The organism is Deltaproteobacteria bacterium (genome assembly GCA_021737785.1).
Lineage (GTDB): Bacteria > Desulfobacterota > DSM-4660 > Desulfatiglandales > Desulfatiglandaceae > AUK324.
The window spans coordinates 62,363-78,345 of sequence record JAIPDI010000003.1; the positions used below are offsets into that span (position 1 = coordinate 62,363).

15 protein-coding genes, 2 tRNA genes and 1 other RNA gene are annotated in these 15,983 nt (G+C 52.0%); 12 read left to right on the forward strand and 6 right to left on the reverse strand.

Translation table 11 applies throughout. From position 1 onward, the window contains the following. Positions 1-579: 579 nt before the first annotated feature. The 6 genes from K9N21_02745 to K9N21_02770 all read right to left on the reverse strand — a co-directional run bounded on the left by K9N21_02745 (position 580) and on the right by K9N21_02770 (position 3,061). Positions 580-846, reverse strand: a complete 267-nt coding sequence (locus K9N21_02745) for a helix-turn-helix domain-containing protein (GenBank protein MCF8142818.1) — start codon at positions 844-846, stop codon at positions 580-582. A gap of 6 nt (positions 847-852) precedes the next feature. Beyond that, a complete protein-coding gene (locus K9N21_02750) occupies positions 853-1,167 on the reverse strand; it encodes a hypothetical protein (GenBank protein ID MCF8142819.1) in 315 nt (104 codons plus the stop codon). Continuing rightward, entirely contained in the window at positions 1,164-1,319 is a 156-nt protein-coding gene (locus K9N21_02755) for a hypothetical protein (GenBank protein ID MCF8142820.1), read from the reverse strand. The genes K9N21_02750 and K9N21_02755 overlap by 4 nt, the downstream gene beginning before the upstream one ends. Before the next feature lie 778 nt (positions 1,320-2,097). Continuing rightward, the gene (locus K9N21_02760; protein ID MCF8142821.1) at positions 2,098-2,601 is read right to left on the reverse strand and encodes a hypothetical protein; all 504 of its coding nucleotides are present in this window, start codon (positions 2,599-2,601) and stop codon (positions 2,098-2,100) included. Positions 2,602-2,622: 21 nt separating this feature from the next. Beyond that, positions 2,623-2,820: a hypothetical protein gene (locus tag K9N21_02765; protein ID MCF8142822.1), complete on the reverse strand. Its 198-nt coding sequence runs from the start codon at positions 2,818-2,820 to the stop codon at positions 2,623-2,625. Positions 2,821-2,863: 43 nt separating this feature from the next. Then, the gene (locus K9N21_02770; GenBank protein ID MCF8142823.1) at positions 2,864-3,061 is read right to left on the reverse strand and encodes a helix-turn-helix domain-containing protein; all 198 of its coding nucleotides are present in this window, start codon (positions 3,059-3,061) and stop codon (positions 2,864-2,866) included. 974 nt (positions 3,062-4,035) lie between these two features. Between K9N21_02770 and K9N21_02775 the strand changes: the two genes are divergently transcribed. The 12 genes from K9N21_02775 (at position 4,036) to rnpB (ending at position 15,937) form a co-directional block, all read left to right on the forward strand. After that, positions 4,036-4,111 (forward strand) — tRNA-Ala (locus tag K9N21_02775). A 68-nt stretch (positions 4,112-4,179) separates the two neighbouring features. Beyond that, positions 4,180-4,770, forward strand: coding sequence for an imidazoleglycerol-phosphate dehydratase HisB (gene hisB, locus K9N21_02780; protein MCF8142824.1), 591 nt, complete (start codon positions 4,180-4,182; stop codon positions 4,768-4,770). Positions 4,771-4,784: 14 nt separating this feature from the next. Then, positions 4,785-5,513, forward strand: a complete 729-nt coding sequence (locus tag K9N21_02785) for a hypothetical protein (protein ID MCF8142825.1) — start codon at positions 4,785-4,787, stop codon at positions 5,511-5,513. A gap of 4 nt (positions 5,514-5,517) precedes the next feature. Further along, positions 5,518-6,249 carry a 1-(5-phosphoribosyl)-5-[(5-phosphoribosylamino)methylideneamino]imidazole-4-carboxamide isomerase gene (hisA, locus tag K9N21_02790; protein ID MCF8142826.1) on the forward strand — a complete coding sequence of 244 codons (732 nt, stop codon included), beginning with the start codon at positions 5,518-5,520 and terminating at the stop codon, positions 6,247-6,249. 99 nt (positions 6,250-6,348) lie between these two features. Continuing rightward, positions 6,349-6,810, forward strand: coding sequence for a GatB/YqeY domain-containing protein (locus K9N21_02795; protein ID MCF8142827.1), 462 nt, complete (start codon positions 6,349-6,351; stop codon positions 6,808-6,810). Between the two features lie 101 nt (positions 6,811-6,911). Continuing rightward, a complete protein-coding gene (locus tag K9N21_02800; protein ID MCF8142828.1) occupies positions 6,912-9,317 on the forward strand; it encodes a Smr/MutS family protein in 2,406 nt (801 codons plus the stop codon). Between the two features lie 79 nt (positions 9,318-9,396). Further along, the gene (gene dnaG, locus K9N21_02805) at positions 9,397-11,142 is read left to right on the forward strand and encodes a DNA primase (protein ID MCF8142829.1); all 1,746 of its coding nucleotides are present in this window, start codon (positions 9,397-9,399) and stop codon (positions 11,140-11,142) included. Between the two features lie 288 nt (positions 11,143-11,430). Further along, complete coding sequence (gene rpoD / locus K9N21_02810) at positions 11,431-13,203, forward strand: RNA polymerase sigma factor RpoD (GenBank protein ID MCF8142830.1); 1,773 nt, start codon at positions 11,431-11,433, stop codon at positions 13,201-13,203. Between the two features lie 87 nt (positions 13,204-13,290). Continuing rightward, a tRNA-Ile gene (locus tag K9N21_02815) sits at positions 13,291-13,366 on the forward strand. 285 nt (positions 13,367-13,651) lie between these two features. Next, the gene (locus K9N21_02820) at positions 13,652-14,464 is read left to right on the forward strand and encodes a Nif3-like dinuclear metal center hexameric protein (GenBank protein MCF8142831.1); all 813 of its coding nucleotides are present in this window, start codon (positions 13,652-13,654) and stop codon (positions 14,462-14,464) included. A 128-nt stretch (positions 14,465-14,592) separates the two neighbouring features. Next, positions 14,593-15,333, forward strand: a complete 741-nt coding sequence (locus K9N21_02825) for a hypothetical protein (GenBank protein MCF8142832.1) — start codon at positions 14,593-14,595, stop codon at positions 15,331-15,333. A gap of 213 nt (positions 15,334-15,546) precedes the next feature. Continuing rightward, an RNA gene (gene rnpB, locus K9N21_02830) (RNase P RNA component class A) lies at positions 15,547-15,937 on the forward strand. The last annotated feature ends 46 nt before the right edge of the window (positions 15,938-15,983 follow it).

Below are 15,983 nucleotides of genomic sequence, written 5' to 3' on the forward strand. Positions count from 1 at the left end.
CGCCCCCCCGTCCGCAGATGGAAGCAGGGGGGGTGTGATACTTCCTGCTAAAGTACGCCCTGACATTGACAGTGCGGAGTAACGCCACAGTGGGGGGGCGCCCGCGCCCCCTGGGTTTGATCCTGACTCCCGACTTATTCCTTCGTTGTCGCCGGCTCACTGTGTGTCCTCATTGTGTGTTGCCCTCGTGGTGTCCCCATGTCCTCATGGTTGTTGTTGATGATTGATGTCCTTCGTTGTTGTGTGGGTGTCATGTCCCTAGTCCTCATGTCCTTGGTGGTGTTGGTGTTGGTTATGATGTCCTTCACTCACTGCATGGCCCCCGCCCAATGCCCTTGTGTGTGTTGTCCTTGATGTCCTCTCAAGTGGTGTGGTGTGGTGGTCATGGTGTTGATATTGTATGCCACATGCCCTTGACTATGTGTGTGTGCCCCATGTCGCCATGGTGGTGATGTCCTTCATGTCCTCATGTTTATACATCTGATGTGCACCTTCCTTGCACCCTACTCTATCACCGCTTCACCTTCCATTGTGTTCACAACTACTTATCCATAGTGACCTTCGGATATTATATCCGTATCAGTCTTTAAGGTCAGCCATCACGCTATCCACAAGACTGTTGATGTCCTTGTCTTTGTGCAGGCGATAGTCCCGCATCCACTTGTCGAACTCTGATTTACGAATCAAGATCTTGCCCCCCAACTTATAGGCAGGTAAGCCAGCCCGCTTAACGTGATCCCTGATCGTGCTTACCCCCAATGATGCGTACTGACTCAAACCTCTGAGATCGAGGTATTTGTCATTTAAGGATATGCCTTGCTCTATGAGTGAATCAGGGATGATCATTTTATCTCAAAGTTTTTTGTCAGCCTTCAGGCCCTTCCGGGCCGCTGCGTCGGCTGCCTTTGCACCTTCGACCATGGACTCATAGGCACCCGGTATCCCATGTTTTCGAATCCATGCCTTGACCTGCTCCGCCGAGAGGGGTCCCCCTTTTACAGAATCCTCTTCTTTGGCCGAGCCTTCTTTAATTTCGGCCACAAGATTTTTGTACTCGGCAACCAGGCTCACAAAGTCGTTGGGGGTCCAGTTTTCAGGCAGAGCCTTAGCCTTGGCAAACCGGGACAACATCTTTGCCAACTCTGAAGCGCAGCGCTGGGGGGTCATATGCTTTTACCTCCTGGCCTGGCCATAATTGAGGCCGTCACCACTAACCATTGCATTTCTGCAATGTCATTAACACCTGTTAACTTACTGTTGTAAATTCCTACACTTTCAAGACCTTGTGGACTGTTTCCATTTTTCTTTCCTGTTTTCATGATTTTCCGAATGCTCACCATAAAATGGTCTGAATCCTGGCGGATTGTTTACCGAACCCCACTTGATTACATCCCGGGATACGCTCTAATTTCATTTTCTTGGTGAAAAAACCTGAGATAGCCCCCATGATTTTTTCAATCCCCCGGTCTTCGGCCCATCCGATAGGGCCAGCATGGGCAGTCAATGCAAAGGCACTCCCTGACCTCTTTCTCTGACCATGCTGAACATTCGAGACATTTGAGCCTGATCGCTTTCACTGGGGTCAATAAAACTTTGCGGTGTCCGTCCTTCGTTTTGATCGTATGGGTCACGCTCATGTTGCCGGTTCTCCTTCAGCTGTAAAGTTTTGCACTCCGGGTCATGGTAACTGGCCCCGGTAGGACCCGCACCCAGGACAGATGTCCCAAGTCGTGTTTTGGATTTCAAAACGTCCCATGTTCAAGCCTCAACTTTTACCCACCCTCACCCGCCCGGCCGGGACTCCGGGCACACCCAAATCGGGCCGCCGCAGTCTGCATGGCCCTCATAGACCAACTTCAGACCATGTTCCCCATCCCCCGGATCCCCATACCCCTGTGGCTATCCTTAGGATGGTATCGATTTTAATACTCGGTTTTTACCCCTTTTAGATATCGCCTGTTTTCTTTTAGGTTTCAGCCTGTTAGATTCGTTTTTCCACAGGTTTTGAGTATCGATTTTAATACTCGGTTTTTACCCTCAAATTTCGAGTTCTAGTATCGAAATGAACACTCGGAACGTACCTTTTGAGTATCGAAATCAACACTTACGATTTTTCTGTTTCTTAAGCCGGGCAGCTTCTTGTTTCTTGAGTAGTGCAGCTTTTTTCACCGGGTTATTCCAATGAGAAGCCCACCCCTTGAAAAGGCGTTTATCTGGTTTGCGCCCGTTAATGGGGTTGAATTTGCTTGTTCCATAATTCTCCCATTCGTCTCGTAGAAAGTATGTCGTCACATCGCCCTTGTGCCCCCCGCCGCCCTGATGGTTGATTTTCAAAAAACCTTTCTCAATCAGTTCGTCGATAGCATCCCGAAAATGCTTCCGGCTGATCCCCCAACGCTCGGCCTCAGAATACGGGTATACGATTTCCCCGTTATTCTTAATAATCCAACCTGATGCCCGGCCCGACCGCTTAACCTCTTGAAATACTCGTTTGTCGAAAAGGTCCATGAGAGTAAGGAGAGCCCAGCGCGATAAGCTTCTAAAAGCCTTACCCTTAATCATGCGGCTTAAAATCCACACTTTGTCACTTTTGGTAGCCACGCCTTGTCCCGGTTAAATTAATTATTTCTCGCTCATCCCACCTGCCCCCGGCAGCTCATCGAACCACTTGAAAACCTGTTCCAGATCGAATAGAAGGCGTTTCCCGGCTTTGCGGTGCGGGAGCGGGTGAACCGGATTCCGCACCAGCTTATAGACCTGGTGAGCCGTAAGTGGCAGGGCTTGAGATAATCCTTTGAGGTCCACGATCTGTCGTGCCATGGGTAGCCCCTGTTCCGCCCAGATCAGGGGCCTTTTCCATTTGTCAAGCCGCCTCAAAAAGCTCGATCTCTTTCACTCGCAATGCCTTCGCAATCAAACTCCGCTGATTGCCATCAGGATTTAAGCGTCCACTGCAAATCATGGAAACTGTCGTCGGATGAATATTACTCCGCTCGGATAACTCTTTCTGCGTGACCCCCGTTTCGAGTAGCCGCAAGCGCAATGGTGTGACCCCTTTCATGTCTGCCTCCCCAAATAAAAAGCTTAAGCCCGAAAGACACTACTTTGAAAAACAGCTCTTTGGAGTTAAAATGTTTAGGCCAAAAAAAACGCTCCGCCTGTTGAAGGAAATACCTCTCCCGCAACAAACGGAGCGATTGTGCCAGGTGGCCCCACGCTGACTTTAGACTACCTTTCGCCGCAGCGTCTCGGAAACCCAATGAGCTCTGGCAGGCTCATTTTTAGATTTAGAGTGTTATTGTTAGATTATTGGTTTAATTGTGCGACTTGAAAAGAACTTTAACACTTCTTTAGCGAGTTGTCAATAGAAAAAATAATGTAACCCATCTTTTTTATTATACTTTCTGGCAAAGTTTTTTGAAAGTTTTATGCCGATATGGAAACATCCTCCAAGGTGCAGTGGGGGTGCAGAATCCCCGGATAGTCCGTCAACATCCGTTGGAATCCAGCACCCTAAATGCCTTAACTTATTGAGATCACGAAACATCTTCTATAACTACGAATCCGTAGGTCGCAAGTTCGAATCTTGCTGGGCGCGCCAGTTATATCAAGGACTTGGGTGATATCGCCTGAGTCCTTTTTTCATTTGGAAAATATAGTGAGGACCATCTTTACGGATAGCCTCAATTAAACGGCATGACGCAAAGCCCAGGAGTATTCCGGGCGGTCGTGGGATCTATTTCTCCCGCCGGGAACAAGAAACCTGTGATGCCCAGCGGGAATCCCGCCCAACAGGGGTCCAGGCATAGGGTTTAAGACCACAGAGGTGAATTTGACTTAAGCTTTTCCAGAGTTATCTTGAGAGAAGTTCTTATAATGGGGATGATGCTTTTTGTCGAAGTCCATCCAATGAAATTAATGAGAAAAAAAGATTGATTTTGCATATCCGATATATATAATAAAAAGGTTATTGTTTGATCCGCCACCGCCACCGAATCCTCTGGACGGCTCGGGACGCGGCAAGGCATGTGATGTGGGGGTGTAGCTCAGTTGGGAGAGCGGTACGTTCGCAACGTACAGGTCAGGGGTTCGAATCCCCTCATCTCCACCATCTTTTTTTATGGTTGAAATTGCGGCCGGGTCTCATAGTCCATACCCCTTGTCAAGATGCGGTTCCCGATGAATCGAGAAGCAACAATAGAGAGAAAAACAAAGGAAACTGAAATTTTCCTGCGCCTTAACCTTGATAGCGGCGCTCCTTCCAGGGTGGATACAGGAATTCCTTTCATGGACCACATGCTGGATCTGATGTCGGCCCACGGTTTCCTGGAAATGGAACTCAAGGCCAGGGGAGATAGGGAGATTGACGACCACCACACCATGGAAGATCTGGGCATCACCCTTGGGATGGCACTCAAGACATCATTGGGTGATAAGCGAGGAATCCGGCGTTACGGTGAAGCAACCATTCCGATGGATGATGTTCTGGCCAGGGTAGTCATCGATATTTCGAACCGGCCGTTGCTGGCCTTTCGGGTAAGTCTCGAGAAAACCACTACAGGTACATTTGACACAGGTCTCATCAAGGAATTTTTCCGGGCCCTCGTAACCCATGCAGGGCTGACCCTCCATATTGATCTCTTGTCAGGGGACGAGCCTCACCATGTTTCAGAGGCCATCTTCAAGGCCTTCGGCAGGGCACTGGATCAGGCCGTTGGAATCGAAACCCGTCTGAGAGGGAATTTGCCTTCCACCAAAGGTGTTCTGTAGCGAAAGGGGACTTGATGGCCACGAACCTTCGTGTCACCTGCCTACGATATGGGTTGCCACTCCTGTCGCTGTTCACTCTCTTGGCCATTGCCGGTTGCCAGAGCGACAAGCGTCTAAACCTGTCTTCTCAATCCCTCTCCGGGTCGGCCATGCAGACCGTTGTTGTTGTCGGATTCCGGGCCGCTATCACCAACGCAGAAGCGCCTGAGCTGGTCCGAAATCCCATAACGGGCACCTCCTTCATGTCCTGGCCGGTTCCCGAAGAGGTGGTTGACTGGTTGACCGGTCAGCTTTTCGAGAGATTGATCCAGGACAAGAACCGGCATTTCATTCCGCCGGGACAAGCCCAAGGGGTGGTCGAAAGCATCATGGAGTCAGATACAAAATTGGGCATCCATCCGATGGAGATGATACGGCAGGTGGGCAACACCTTTGAGGCCGATGCCGTGCTGATCGGGCACGTATACCGCTGGCAGGAACGCGTGGGGACCGATTACGGGGTTGAAACCCCTGCCTCCGTGGCATTTGATATCTCTCTTGTGAGGCCGTCGGATGGCGTGATCCTCTGGCGCGGCAATTATGACAAGTCCCAGAAATCGCTATTCGAAAACCTTTTTGACCTGGATACATATGTCAAGAGCGGCGGCCGGTGGCTGACCGCCAGAGAGTTGTCGGAATTTGGATTGGAGCATCTTCTTGGCGCGATGCCCGGGGATCCGGCCGAGGCGAAAGGAAAGGATTAGGGCGGTGCTGATTATTCCGGCAATAGATCTCAAGGGCGGCCGTTGCGTCAGACTCAAGCAGGGACGGATGTCGGATGAGACCGTTTTTTCGGATATTCCAGAGGAAATGGCGATCCGATGGCATGCGTGCGGAGCCCGTAGGCTTCATATCGTAGACTTGGATGGCGCGGTTGAGGGAAAGCCGGTCAACACGGAAGTCATCAAACGGATTGTAGAGGCGGTGCCCATACCGGTGGAGTTGGGAGGTGGCGTGAGGGACATGGTCGTCTTGGACGCCTACATCGAGCTGGGACTTCGGTATGTGATTCTGGGTACGGTGGCCTGCAAAGACCCGGAGTTCGTACGCCGTGCATGCCGAGCATATCCCGGACAGATCATTCTGGGAATCGACGCCAAAGATGGTGTTGTTGCAGTGGAGGCGTGGACAGAGGAAACCGGCCAGAAACCTGTAGAACTTGCCGAGCAGTTTGAAGATGCCGGTATATCCGCCATCATCTATACGGATATCAACCGGGACGGCATGAGGACCGGGTGCAATGTAGCCGCCACCGAAGATCTGGCAAGATCTACCCATATCCCGGTTATTGCGTCCGGGGGAATCTCCGGGCTTGCCGATGTCCTGGAGATATTGCCCCTGAAAGCACATGGCGTTACAGGGATGATCACAGGCCGGGCCCTGTATGATGGGAGCCTGGACCTGTCCGAGGCCATCAGGGTGTGCGACGAAAAGCAATAACACCGCGAAATCAGACTTGAGCATTGACATTTCCAAAATTTGCTATATAATAAAAAGTTTCCTTGTTTTCAGCCCACAATCCGTATCCTTGGGATAGATATGTCTCTAAATCAGACCATCGGCGAAGATCTTAAGCAGGCCATGAAGACGAAAGACAGCCTTCGGCTTTCTTGTCTAAGGATGCTCAAGACCGCGTTGAAGAATTTACAGGTGGAAAAGGGGCGTGAATTGAACGAGGAGGAGATCCAATCCGTCATCTCATCCACCATACGAAAAGGGAAAGAGGCCGCAAGGGAATTCAGGAGCGGAAATCGTGAAGACCTGGCCGTTAAGGAAGAAAGAGAGATTGAGATCCTGTATGGGTACTTGCCACAGCAATTGGCTCCGGAGCAAATTGAAGCGAATGTGCGAGAGATCATTTCAGAGCTGTCTGCTGAAGGTCCCAGGGACATGGGGAAGGTCATGAAAGTAGCCATGACCAGGATGGCAGGACTGGCACCGGGTGAGGAAGTGAGTAAAATCGCCAAAAAACTTCTGACCGCATCCTCCGCGGGACAGTAACGAGTAATTTTTTCGAGTGTTTTCCAAGACCAAATGCCTTTCATTGGTCATGAATGCAAGACCAACGCGCCTAAAAGGGTGCACCTGTTGATAGCGCCTGCATGATCGAACATACGTACCAGGTTCTCGGATATTATCGCCTGTTGGAAATCATGTCCCGCTACGCCTCTTGTCTGCTGGGGCGCTCAGAATGTCTCTCCCTTTCCCCGTCGAAGGATACAAAGAAGATCATACGCGAGTTGAGCCTCGTTTCAGAAGCAAGGCTCCTTTTAAAGACAAGAGGATTTCTCACTTTTTCCGATCTTACTGACCTGATGCCGCTCCTTGCGAGATCCAGGGTCGAAGGGGCGCATCTGGAGGCTGAGGAGCTTTTAACGGTGTTGCGGCTTGCCGAATCAGGCCAGACCGTCAGAGGGTTTCTCCGGTCCGAGAGGTCCTTTTACCCGGGAGTGACCGCCATCATCGATGACATGCCTGATCTTCAACCGCTGGCCAGGAAGTTAAGAGAAGCGGTCGCACCAAACGGCGATATCAAGGATAGTGCGACTCCCCTGCTGGCGAAGATCCGACATGAACGGCGCAGACAACGATCCCATCTGGAAAAAAAGCTCGATGACATCCGGAAGGCCAAAGGCATAGGCCGAAACAGCGATGCGCATCTGGTAACGGTCAGGGATGGGAGATATGTCATTTCCGTTAGAAGCGATCAGAAATCCCTGTTTGGCGGTATTGTCCATGACTACTCCAGGACTAAAGCCACCTGCTTTGTGGAACCGATGGAGGTGATCTCGGACAACAACCGGTCGACTGAACTGGTGCTGGAAGAAAGGGCAGAGGAGCATCGCATACTGGTGGGTCTGACATTGGCGGTGAGGGATGCCACCCCTGAAATCATCCATGCTCAGGGCCTGATCGCCAGACTCGATGGCCTGTACGCCAGGGCCAGATACGCTGAAGACTTTTCGTGCGTGCCACCCGAAATAGAAGACGCACGGGGAATCCGGCTCAAGGAAGCCAAGAACCCGATCCTGCTGGCATTATGCCGAAGCGAAAAAAGGGAGAAAGCGTACGGGCCTGTCGCTGTTGATATTTGCTTGGAACCGGATCGGAATCTCCTCATCGTGTCAGGACCCAACCGGGGAGGAAAAACCGTGACCCTCAAGACCCTGGGTCTGATGACCCTCATGACGCAGTCAGGGATCCATATCCCGGCAGCCGAAGGAAGTTGCCTCCCTGTTTTCCATCATTGCGTGGCTGATATCGGGGACGACCAAGATATCCAGACCGGCCAGAGCACCTTCTCGGCCCACGCAGCGCACCTGAAGGAGATCATGGGACTTGCTGACCCGAAGAGTCTGGTCATCATCGACGAACCGGGGATGGGAACAGATCCGAACGAGGGAGCGGCGCTCACCATGGCCGTGCTTGACGAGCTCTCCCAAAAGGGGGTGTTTGTGGCCCTGGCCACGCACCTCAACCGGCTAAAGGCCTATGGATTGCTGAACCGGCGGGTGCTCAATGCCGCGGTTGAGTTTGATGCGCAGTGCAATCGGCCCACCTTCAGGCTCCGATACGGATCGCCGGGCATCAGTCACGCCTTGGAAACAGCACGCGATCTGGGGATGCCGATGCACATACTCGAAAAGGCCCGGGGATATCTGGAACAGGATGAAGTGCAACTGAACCGACTTATCGAGAAGATGCATCGTCTGCTCACACGGGTCGAGGCAGAGCGGCAAGAGGCCGAAGACGCCAAGCAGGCGCATCAATCAGCGGCCGAGGACATAAGAGCACGGCTGGCCCGGTTGGAATTGGAAAAACAGGCCGAGATGGAGACGTATCGGACAGAGGCGGACACGGCCATAAGGTCGGCCAGGGAAGAACTCAAAGAGGCCATCAATCTCCTGAAGAGGAAGAAACGGCTGGTTCAGGCCGATGTAACCAAGCGGTTTGAAGCTGTGGGGCAGGAATTGACGGCGCATTTTGAATCCTCAGAAAATATCCCCGCATCCCCGATGTCTGATGGATTGAAGGAGGGTCAGAGCGTCTTTCATATCAAACTGAAGCAACAAGGGGTGGTTCAGTCGGTGGACCCATCCGGTGACCGCGCCTCTGTCATGCTAGGGGCTGTCAAGATATCTGCGGATACCCGGGACCTTCAGGTGGTGGCGAAACCAAAAGGAATTCACTCCGATAACACGCCTTGCTCCGTCAACTGGACGTTCAAGGGACGGCCTTCGGAAAAATCACCATCGGGCGGCCTGAAATCGGGAGAATTAAATGTGGTCGGGTACCGCGTCGATGAGGCCATACCCCTCATCGAAAAAGCCGTGGACCGCGCATTGGTGGAAGGCAAATTGAGCCTCACCATCATCCACGGGTACGGAACAGGACGGCTGAGGGGAGCGATTCGAGATCACCTGAGGGGATTGCCTTTTATCAAAACCGTTAACAGCGCCGATCCTCGATCGGGAGGCGATGGCGTAACCGTTGCAGAAATCGGATAGGCAGATAGACACATGCCGCCAGATGAGACTTTCGTCACTTTAGCTCACTTAGGCACTTTAGGCACTTTAGGCACTTCCCATGTCAGATAACCCATCGGCCAAAGAAGAAATAAAGAGGGCGGCTGATATCGTACAGGTTATCGGCCAGTATGTTCAGCTCAAGAAGGCCGGGAAGAATTTCATGGGGCTATGCCCGTTTCATGCTGAAAAGGCTCCTTCTTTCACGGTCAGCCCGGACAGGCAGATGTTTCACTGTTTCGGATGCAAGAAGGGAGGCGATGTCTTCGCCTTCTGGATGGAATATCATGGGATGACCTTTCCCGAGACGCTAAAGGACCTTGCCGAGAGATATAACATAACGATCGTGGAGACATTTTCCTCTGAAGAAGAGAAAAAAAGGACGCGACTCCGGGAGGCCCTGTTTAAAATCAATCAGATGGCCATGCAATATTTTCAGGAAGCATTGGGCCAGGCGGAGAGAGGGAACCCGGCGGCTGAATATTTGAAAAAGCGGGCGCTTTCAACACAAATCATATCGGAATTCCGACTGGGTTACGCCCCTGATACATGGGACGGGCTCACGCTTTATTTGAAGCACCGCCGGATTGATCTGGAAAGGGCTGTTCAGGCGGGTCTGATCATCCCCAAAAAAGGAGGAGGATACTACGACCGATTCAGGGGACGGGTAATGTTCCCCATTTTCAATCAAAGAGGTCAGGTTGTCGGTTTCGGCGGGAGAGTCCTGAACGATGCCCTGCCCAAATACCTGAACACGCCAGAAACCCTTCTCTTTCACAAGGGAGAGTTCCCCTATGGACTGCATGCCTCTTACAAGGCGATCCGTCAGAAGGGCGTAACGGTGATTGTCGAGGGGTATATGGATCTGCTGGCCCTGAGAAATCACGGCCTCGAGGAGGTGGTGGCCACTCTCGGAACGGCCCTGACCCATGACCATATCCGGAAGATCAAGGGGTATGCCAGGGAGGCGATCGTGGTCTTTGATTCTGATGAGGCAGGCAGAATCGCTGCCTTGAGAAGTCTCCCCCTTTTTTTGAATGAAGGCCTCCCTGCCAGAGCGGTTGTCCTGCCCCACGGGCACGATCCGGACAGTTTTGTAAACAAGAACGGCCTGTCCGCGTTTTTGGCGCTCATTGAAAAGGCCGCCCCCATGTTTGATTTTTTCCTTGATCAGAAATTAACCCTGGGGGGGAGCGATATAGAGGGGAAAGTCACTGTCCTGAAGGAGATTCTGCCGGTCCTTGCCCTGCTCCGGAACAGCGCACAACGTTCCCTCTACGCCGGACGCCTGTCAGAGCGGATCGGAATCAAGGAAGATGTGATTCTATCCGAGTTGAGGGCTGTCGCCAAAGGGCTTTCAGAAGGCGGACTTCAAAAAAATCTCAAGGAGCGGGTGGCCGCATCCCAGGCAAAACAACGAATCGGAGATGTTCAGTTGCTCAACCTCCTCGTGCATCATCCCGTAGCCGTCACCGGACTGCTGGACACTGACTGCATGAAGCTCCTGTCGGACGCAACAACATTGCAGATCGTTAAACGAATTTTCGAAAAATACCGGCAGGAAGGCCGGTTTTCCCCTGAACACCTGGAAGAGAGCCTGGAAAGCGAGGAAGTCCGCATCCGGCTCAGAGAAGCCCTGGTGGCCGACTCGATTTATTCAGATCAGGAGGTGAACCAGGCGGTCCGGGAGATCGCGGAAAAGGTGCGACAGAAAAAGCTGACGAGTTCCATCAAGACAGCCGGAGGGGATCCGGAGACATTGAACCGTCTGCTGCAACTGAAGGCACGGGAGGCGCGGAGCCACTGACCCACAAGACCGCGGCCACGCCTTATCCTGGAAAAGACGGATTGACCAATCCCCGAAAAGGTGGAATCCCGTTTCATAGCGGTTTATAACTTCCCTGCATGATGCGGAGGAGTTGGTGCCTTAACCGCTCAAAAATTACCGGGATTTGCACCCATACCTTTTTGGTTGCGGCTGTTGGCCCGCCTTGGGATCAGGGCCAAGATGTTACGTGGTGGATAAGAGGAACCCATATAGTCATGGTTACGATTCAAAATTCACTATCCCGGTTCATCCGGACTCGGAGGTACGATAATGGATAAGAATGCCGATATGATCAATTTAAAGCGGTTGATCGATAACGGAAAAAATAAGGGGTATATTACCTTTGAAGAGCTGAATGATGACCTTTCTGAAGATTTCGTATCCTCTGAGGAGCACATTGACGAGCTCATGATGATGTTCGAAGAGTTGGACATCATGGTCATTGACGAAGCTGCCAAAAAGAAGATCGAAAAGGCCGACGGTGCCAAGAAAAGGGAGTTGGAAGAGGAAGAAAAGGTCGATGATGCGGCTATTGACCTCACAGACGCCTCATCTCGTGTATCAGATCCTGTCAAGATGTATCTGAAGGAAATGGGACGGATCTCTCTTCTCACGCGGGAGGGCGAGGTGGAGATCGCCAAACGAATTGAAGAAGGAGAAAAAAAGGCACTGGAGACGCTTCTTCTTTGTGGCGTGGGCGTAGAGCACATTATTGAGCTGGGTGAAAAACTGAATGAAGGCGAAGTAAAATTAAAAGATGTGATTAATGACCTGGAAGAAGACGACAGCTATATGCTGATAGGTGAAAAAAAGGAATCCGTCATTAATCTGATCGATCAAATCAGGGCATTAAATGAAGGGATGTGCCTGAAAAGGCGTGAAAGAGCCAAGACCGGGTGCGCTGAAAACATTAAGAAGGAGCTTGCCGCACAGATCAAACAGGATCAGAAGGAGATTATGAAGCTGGTCAATTCCTTCAGTATGGAAGATCGACAGATACAGAATATGATAGCAAAACTCAGGGCCTTGGCGGCAGAGGTCGGGGAATCCGAAAGACGATTGGAAGAATGCATGTTGCGGGCAGGCGGGAGGCCGATATCCTATCTGAAACGATGTCTGGCCAAAATTCCGAAATCCGCCAAGGATGACCAGATCATCACCCCCATCGGTCTGACAAAGAGTGACATCACGGCCTTGAAGACCAAAGCGGAAAAGGCCCAGCGAACGATCCGACAGGCCAAGGAACGAACGGATATGACCCCCCGCCAGATTAAGCTGAAACTCCAGAAGGTCGAGAAAAGCCTGGAGATGGCCAATAGAGCCAAATCAGAACTTATTCAGGCCAATTTGAGGCTGGTCGTCAGCATTGCCAAAAAATATACCAACAGGGGACTCATGTTTCTGGATCTCATCCAGGAAGGGAATATCGGTCTGATGAAGGCCGTGGACAAATTCGAATACCAGCGGGGATACAAATTCAGTACCTATGCGACCTGGTGGATCAGACAGGCGATTACACGCGCCATAGCGGATCAGGCCCGCACGATCCGCATCCCCGTGCACATGATTGAAACGATCAACAAACTCATGCGGACATCGAGATATCTGGTGCAGGAACACGGTCGGGAGCCGACCTCCGAAGAAATCGCCGAAAAAATGGAATTTCCCCTTGAAAAGGTGCGAAAGGTACTGAAAATCGCTAAAGAGCCGATCTCGCTGGAGACCCCCATCGGTGAAGAGGAAGACAGCCATTTAGGTGATTTCATTGAAGATAAGAATGTTCTCTCTCCCGGTGATGCAGTCGTCAACTTCGGCTTGGCCGAACAGACCAGAAAGGTGCTGACCACCCTGACGCCCAGAGAGGAAAAGGTTCTCAGAATGAGATTCGGTATCGGCGAGAAGGCGGATCATACCCTGGAAGAGGTGGGCCGTGATTTCAGTGTAACCCGGGAGCGTATCCGGCAGATAGAGGCCAAGGCCCTTAGAAAGCTGAGGCACCCCAGCAGAAGCAGAAAGCTGAAAAGTTTTATAGATAACTGAGGCCCGCAGAAAACCCGCAGGGGATATTTTCCCTTGACAAATTTCTATAGGATGCGCATTGTATCGCCCAGTAACTGGGAATTTTTAGGGCCCATAGCTCAGCTGGCAGAGCCACCGGCTCATAACCGGTAGGTCCCTGGTTCGAGACCAGGTGGGCCCACCATGATTTCACCCCAGAAATTATTTAAGTGTCCTGGCGCAGCCCTCGTGTTGAAGCGAGGCTGCGGCGGATCAATGATTGAACCCTGCCGCGAAAGCCGGGGACCCGCTTCGTGGTAACTAACGGAACAAATCTTGCGACTGCTAACATTACTCAAAATATTTCCGACATACCGGAAGTGACCTTGCTGTAAAGGGCGTATTCGTAAAGGATACGCCCTTTCCAATTATTGGCCTGTGCATCAGCAGGGAGGGGTCTTCCCTGAGGGAATGATCGACACTTTTTGAAATGGTACTCAAACTGAAGGATTTCTTGAATGTGCTGGAAACCGTGGCCTCGGCCCGATGGGCCGAACCATGGGATAATCCGGGTCTTCAAATAGGTTCTCCCAACCAGGAAATCCATAAGATTTTCTCATCCCTGGATCCCACCCTCAAGGCCCTGATGTCTGCCTCAAAGGCCGGTGCGCAGCTCCTGTTCACCCATCATCCCCTGATCTTCAAACCTTTATCACGACTTCAGACAGATGTCTTTCCGGGTAATATCATTGCAGAAGCTGCCAGGCGGGGGATTGCCGTCGTGGCTGCACACACAAATCTGGATGCAGCCCCGGGAGGCATCAACGATATCCTGGCCGGGCTGCTGGATCTGACGGATATGGAGGTCCTGAAACCGGTTGACACGGCCGATGGCGCGGGGTTGGGACGGATCGGGGATCTGCCCGGTCCCACCAGCCTGTCCGCCGTGGCAGAGGCCGTCAGGAAGGTGATGGGAACGGCAGACATACGGGTGGTTGGAGCACCGGACCTTCTGATCCGTCGCATTGCCGTCGTGGGGGGATCGGGCGGAAGTCTCGTGGGTCTGGCCTATGAAAGGAGTGCTGATCTTCTCTTGACCGGCGACATTGGCCACCATGTTGCCCTGGAGGCCGAGGCATTGGGAATCGCTCTTATAGATGCAGGCCATTTCTGTTCGGAAAAGACGGCGTTCAACCTTTTTGCCGGGAATCTGGAAACCCTGTTGAGGTCAAAAGGCTGGGAAACCGTAGTCGAAATAGATGAGGGGGAGGGAGATCCTCTCCGGATATGTGATGGAGGATGATGACCGCGGGGCGGAATATCGCCCATGTGAAGATTACCATAAGGCACAGAACAATACGGATATTCGTGATAAATGTAGGATCTTCCTTCCGAACCTGAACAGGTTAAACTGTTAAGCGAGGTAATAAATTGAAAGAAATGGTAAAATTTCTGATTACGCTCCAGGATTTCGATTCCCGAATGGGGCATATTAGGGCCCGTAAAGAGGAGGGGCCTAAAAGAATCCAGAGGCTTGAACAGCGCTTAAACGACGTGGAAACCCAGTTGGCAGAAGCGACGCGCCAGGTGGAAGAATTCACCCGTGACCGGCGCGAAACAGAGAAGAGTATTGAGGATGCCGAACATCGACTGAAAAAAGCCGATATAAAACTTTCCAGTATAAAATCCAACAAGGAGTATCAGGCCGCTCTGAAGGAAATTGACGATTTGAAAAAGGCCAAATTTATTTTGGAAGATAGGGCCATTGAGATGATGGAGCAGTTGGAGGCCCTCGAAGCCAAGTGCGCCGCCAGCAGGGAACAGGCCGCGGAAATGAAGCGGCAGTTTATAATGGATCGTGATGCGGTCACCCAATCGCTCAAGGCACTGGACCGGGACCTTAACGCCCTCGACCAGGATAGGTTCGCGGTCTCCCGCGCCGTTGACATCGCCCTGTTAAAAAGATACGATATGATCAGGGAACGTAAGGGAGGCATTGCCGTCAGCCCGGTCATTCAGGGCGTCTGCCAGACATGCCACATCCGGATCCCGCCCCAGGAATTTAATGAACTGATTCGGGGGGACAAGCTCATGACCTGCCCGAATTGTACCCGGATTATCTATTGGGGCGATGATGGGCAGTACCAGGATAAAGAAAGTGAGCTAAAGTGAACTAAAGTGCCTAAAATGCCTAAAGTTGATGGTCTCGTAAAAGTCGAAGATGCTCTCTTTCCGTCATTCCGGCGAAAGCCGGAATCCAGTGTTCTCAAGCGCTTATGAAAACTCTGGACCCCGTTCTTCAACGGGGTGACGACTTTTTACGAATGCATCAACTTTAGTCACTTTAGATCACTTTAGGCATTTTAGGCACTTAAAACACGTGTCAGAGCAGGACAGATGACCGCTGCCCTGCCTGCGGGCAAAGGGGGAGGAAAGTCCGGGCTCCAGAGGACAAGGTGCTGGGTAACACCCAGTCCCGGCGACGGGAAGGAAAGTGCAACAGAAAGGAAACCGCCCGGTCAGCCGCTTTGTGGTCTGACAGGGTAAGGGTGAAAGGGCGAGGTAAGAGCTCACCAGCCCCGCCGGTGACGGCGGGGGCTTGGCAAACCCCACCTGGAGCAAGACCAAATAGGGGAACATTGGAGGGTGGTCCGCCCGAGTTCCCGGGTAGGTCGCTCGAACTCGACGGCAACGCCGAGCCTAGATGAATGGTCATCGCCCCGAAGGAGGGTGACCCCTTCGGGGAACAGAACCCGGCTTATTTCCTGCTCTGACACAATTTTAGGCGTGAGGTGTAAGGCACAAGGCATGAGGAGTGAGGC

Coding starts and splice junctions, on each gene's coding strand:
- K9N21_02755 (MCF8142820.1), bottom strand. CDS start 1,319: ATGAAAACAGGAAAGAAAAATGGAAACAGTCCACAAGGTCTTGAAAGT.
- hisB (MCF8142824.1), top strand. CDS start 4,180: ATGAATCGAGAAGCAACAATAGAGAGAAAAACAAAGGAAACTGAAATT.
- K9N21_02800 (MCF8142828.1), top strand. CDS start 6,912: ATGATCGAACATACGTACCAGGTTCTCGGATATTATCGCCTGTTGGAA.
- K9N21_02795 (MCF8142827.1), top strand. CDS start 6,349: ATGTCTCTAAATCAGACCATCGGCGAAGATCTTAAGCAGGCCATGAAG.
- K9N21_02745 (MCF8142818.1), bottom strand. CDS start 846: ATGATCATCCCTGATTCACTCATAGAGCAAGGCATATCCTTAAATGAC.
- dnaG (MCF8142829.1), top strand. CDS start 9,397: ATGTCAGATAACCCATCGGCCAAAGAAGAAATAAAGAGGGCGGCTGAT.
- K9N21_02750 (MCF8142819.1), bottom strand. CDS start 1,167: ATGACCCCCCAGCGCTGCGCTTCAGAGTTGGCAAAGATGTTGTCCCGG.
- K9N21_02820 (MCF8142831.1), top strand. CDS start 13,652: ATGGTACTCAAACTGAAGGATTTCTTGAATGTGCTGGAAACCGTGGCC.
- K9N21_02765 (MCF8142822.1), bottom strand. CDS start 2,820: ATGGCACGACAGATCGTGGACCTCAAAGGATTATCTCAAGCCCTGCCA.
- K9N21_02770 (MCF8142823.1), bottom strand. CDS start 3,061: ATGAAAGGGGTCACACCATTGCGCTTGCGGCTACTCGAAACGGGGGTC.
- K9N21_02785 (MCF8142825.1), top strand. CDS start 4,785: ATGGCCACGAACCTTCGTGTCACCTGCCTACGATATGGGTTGCCACTC.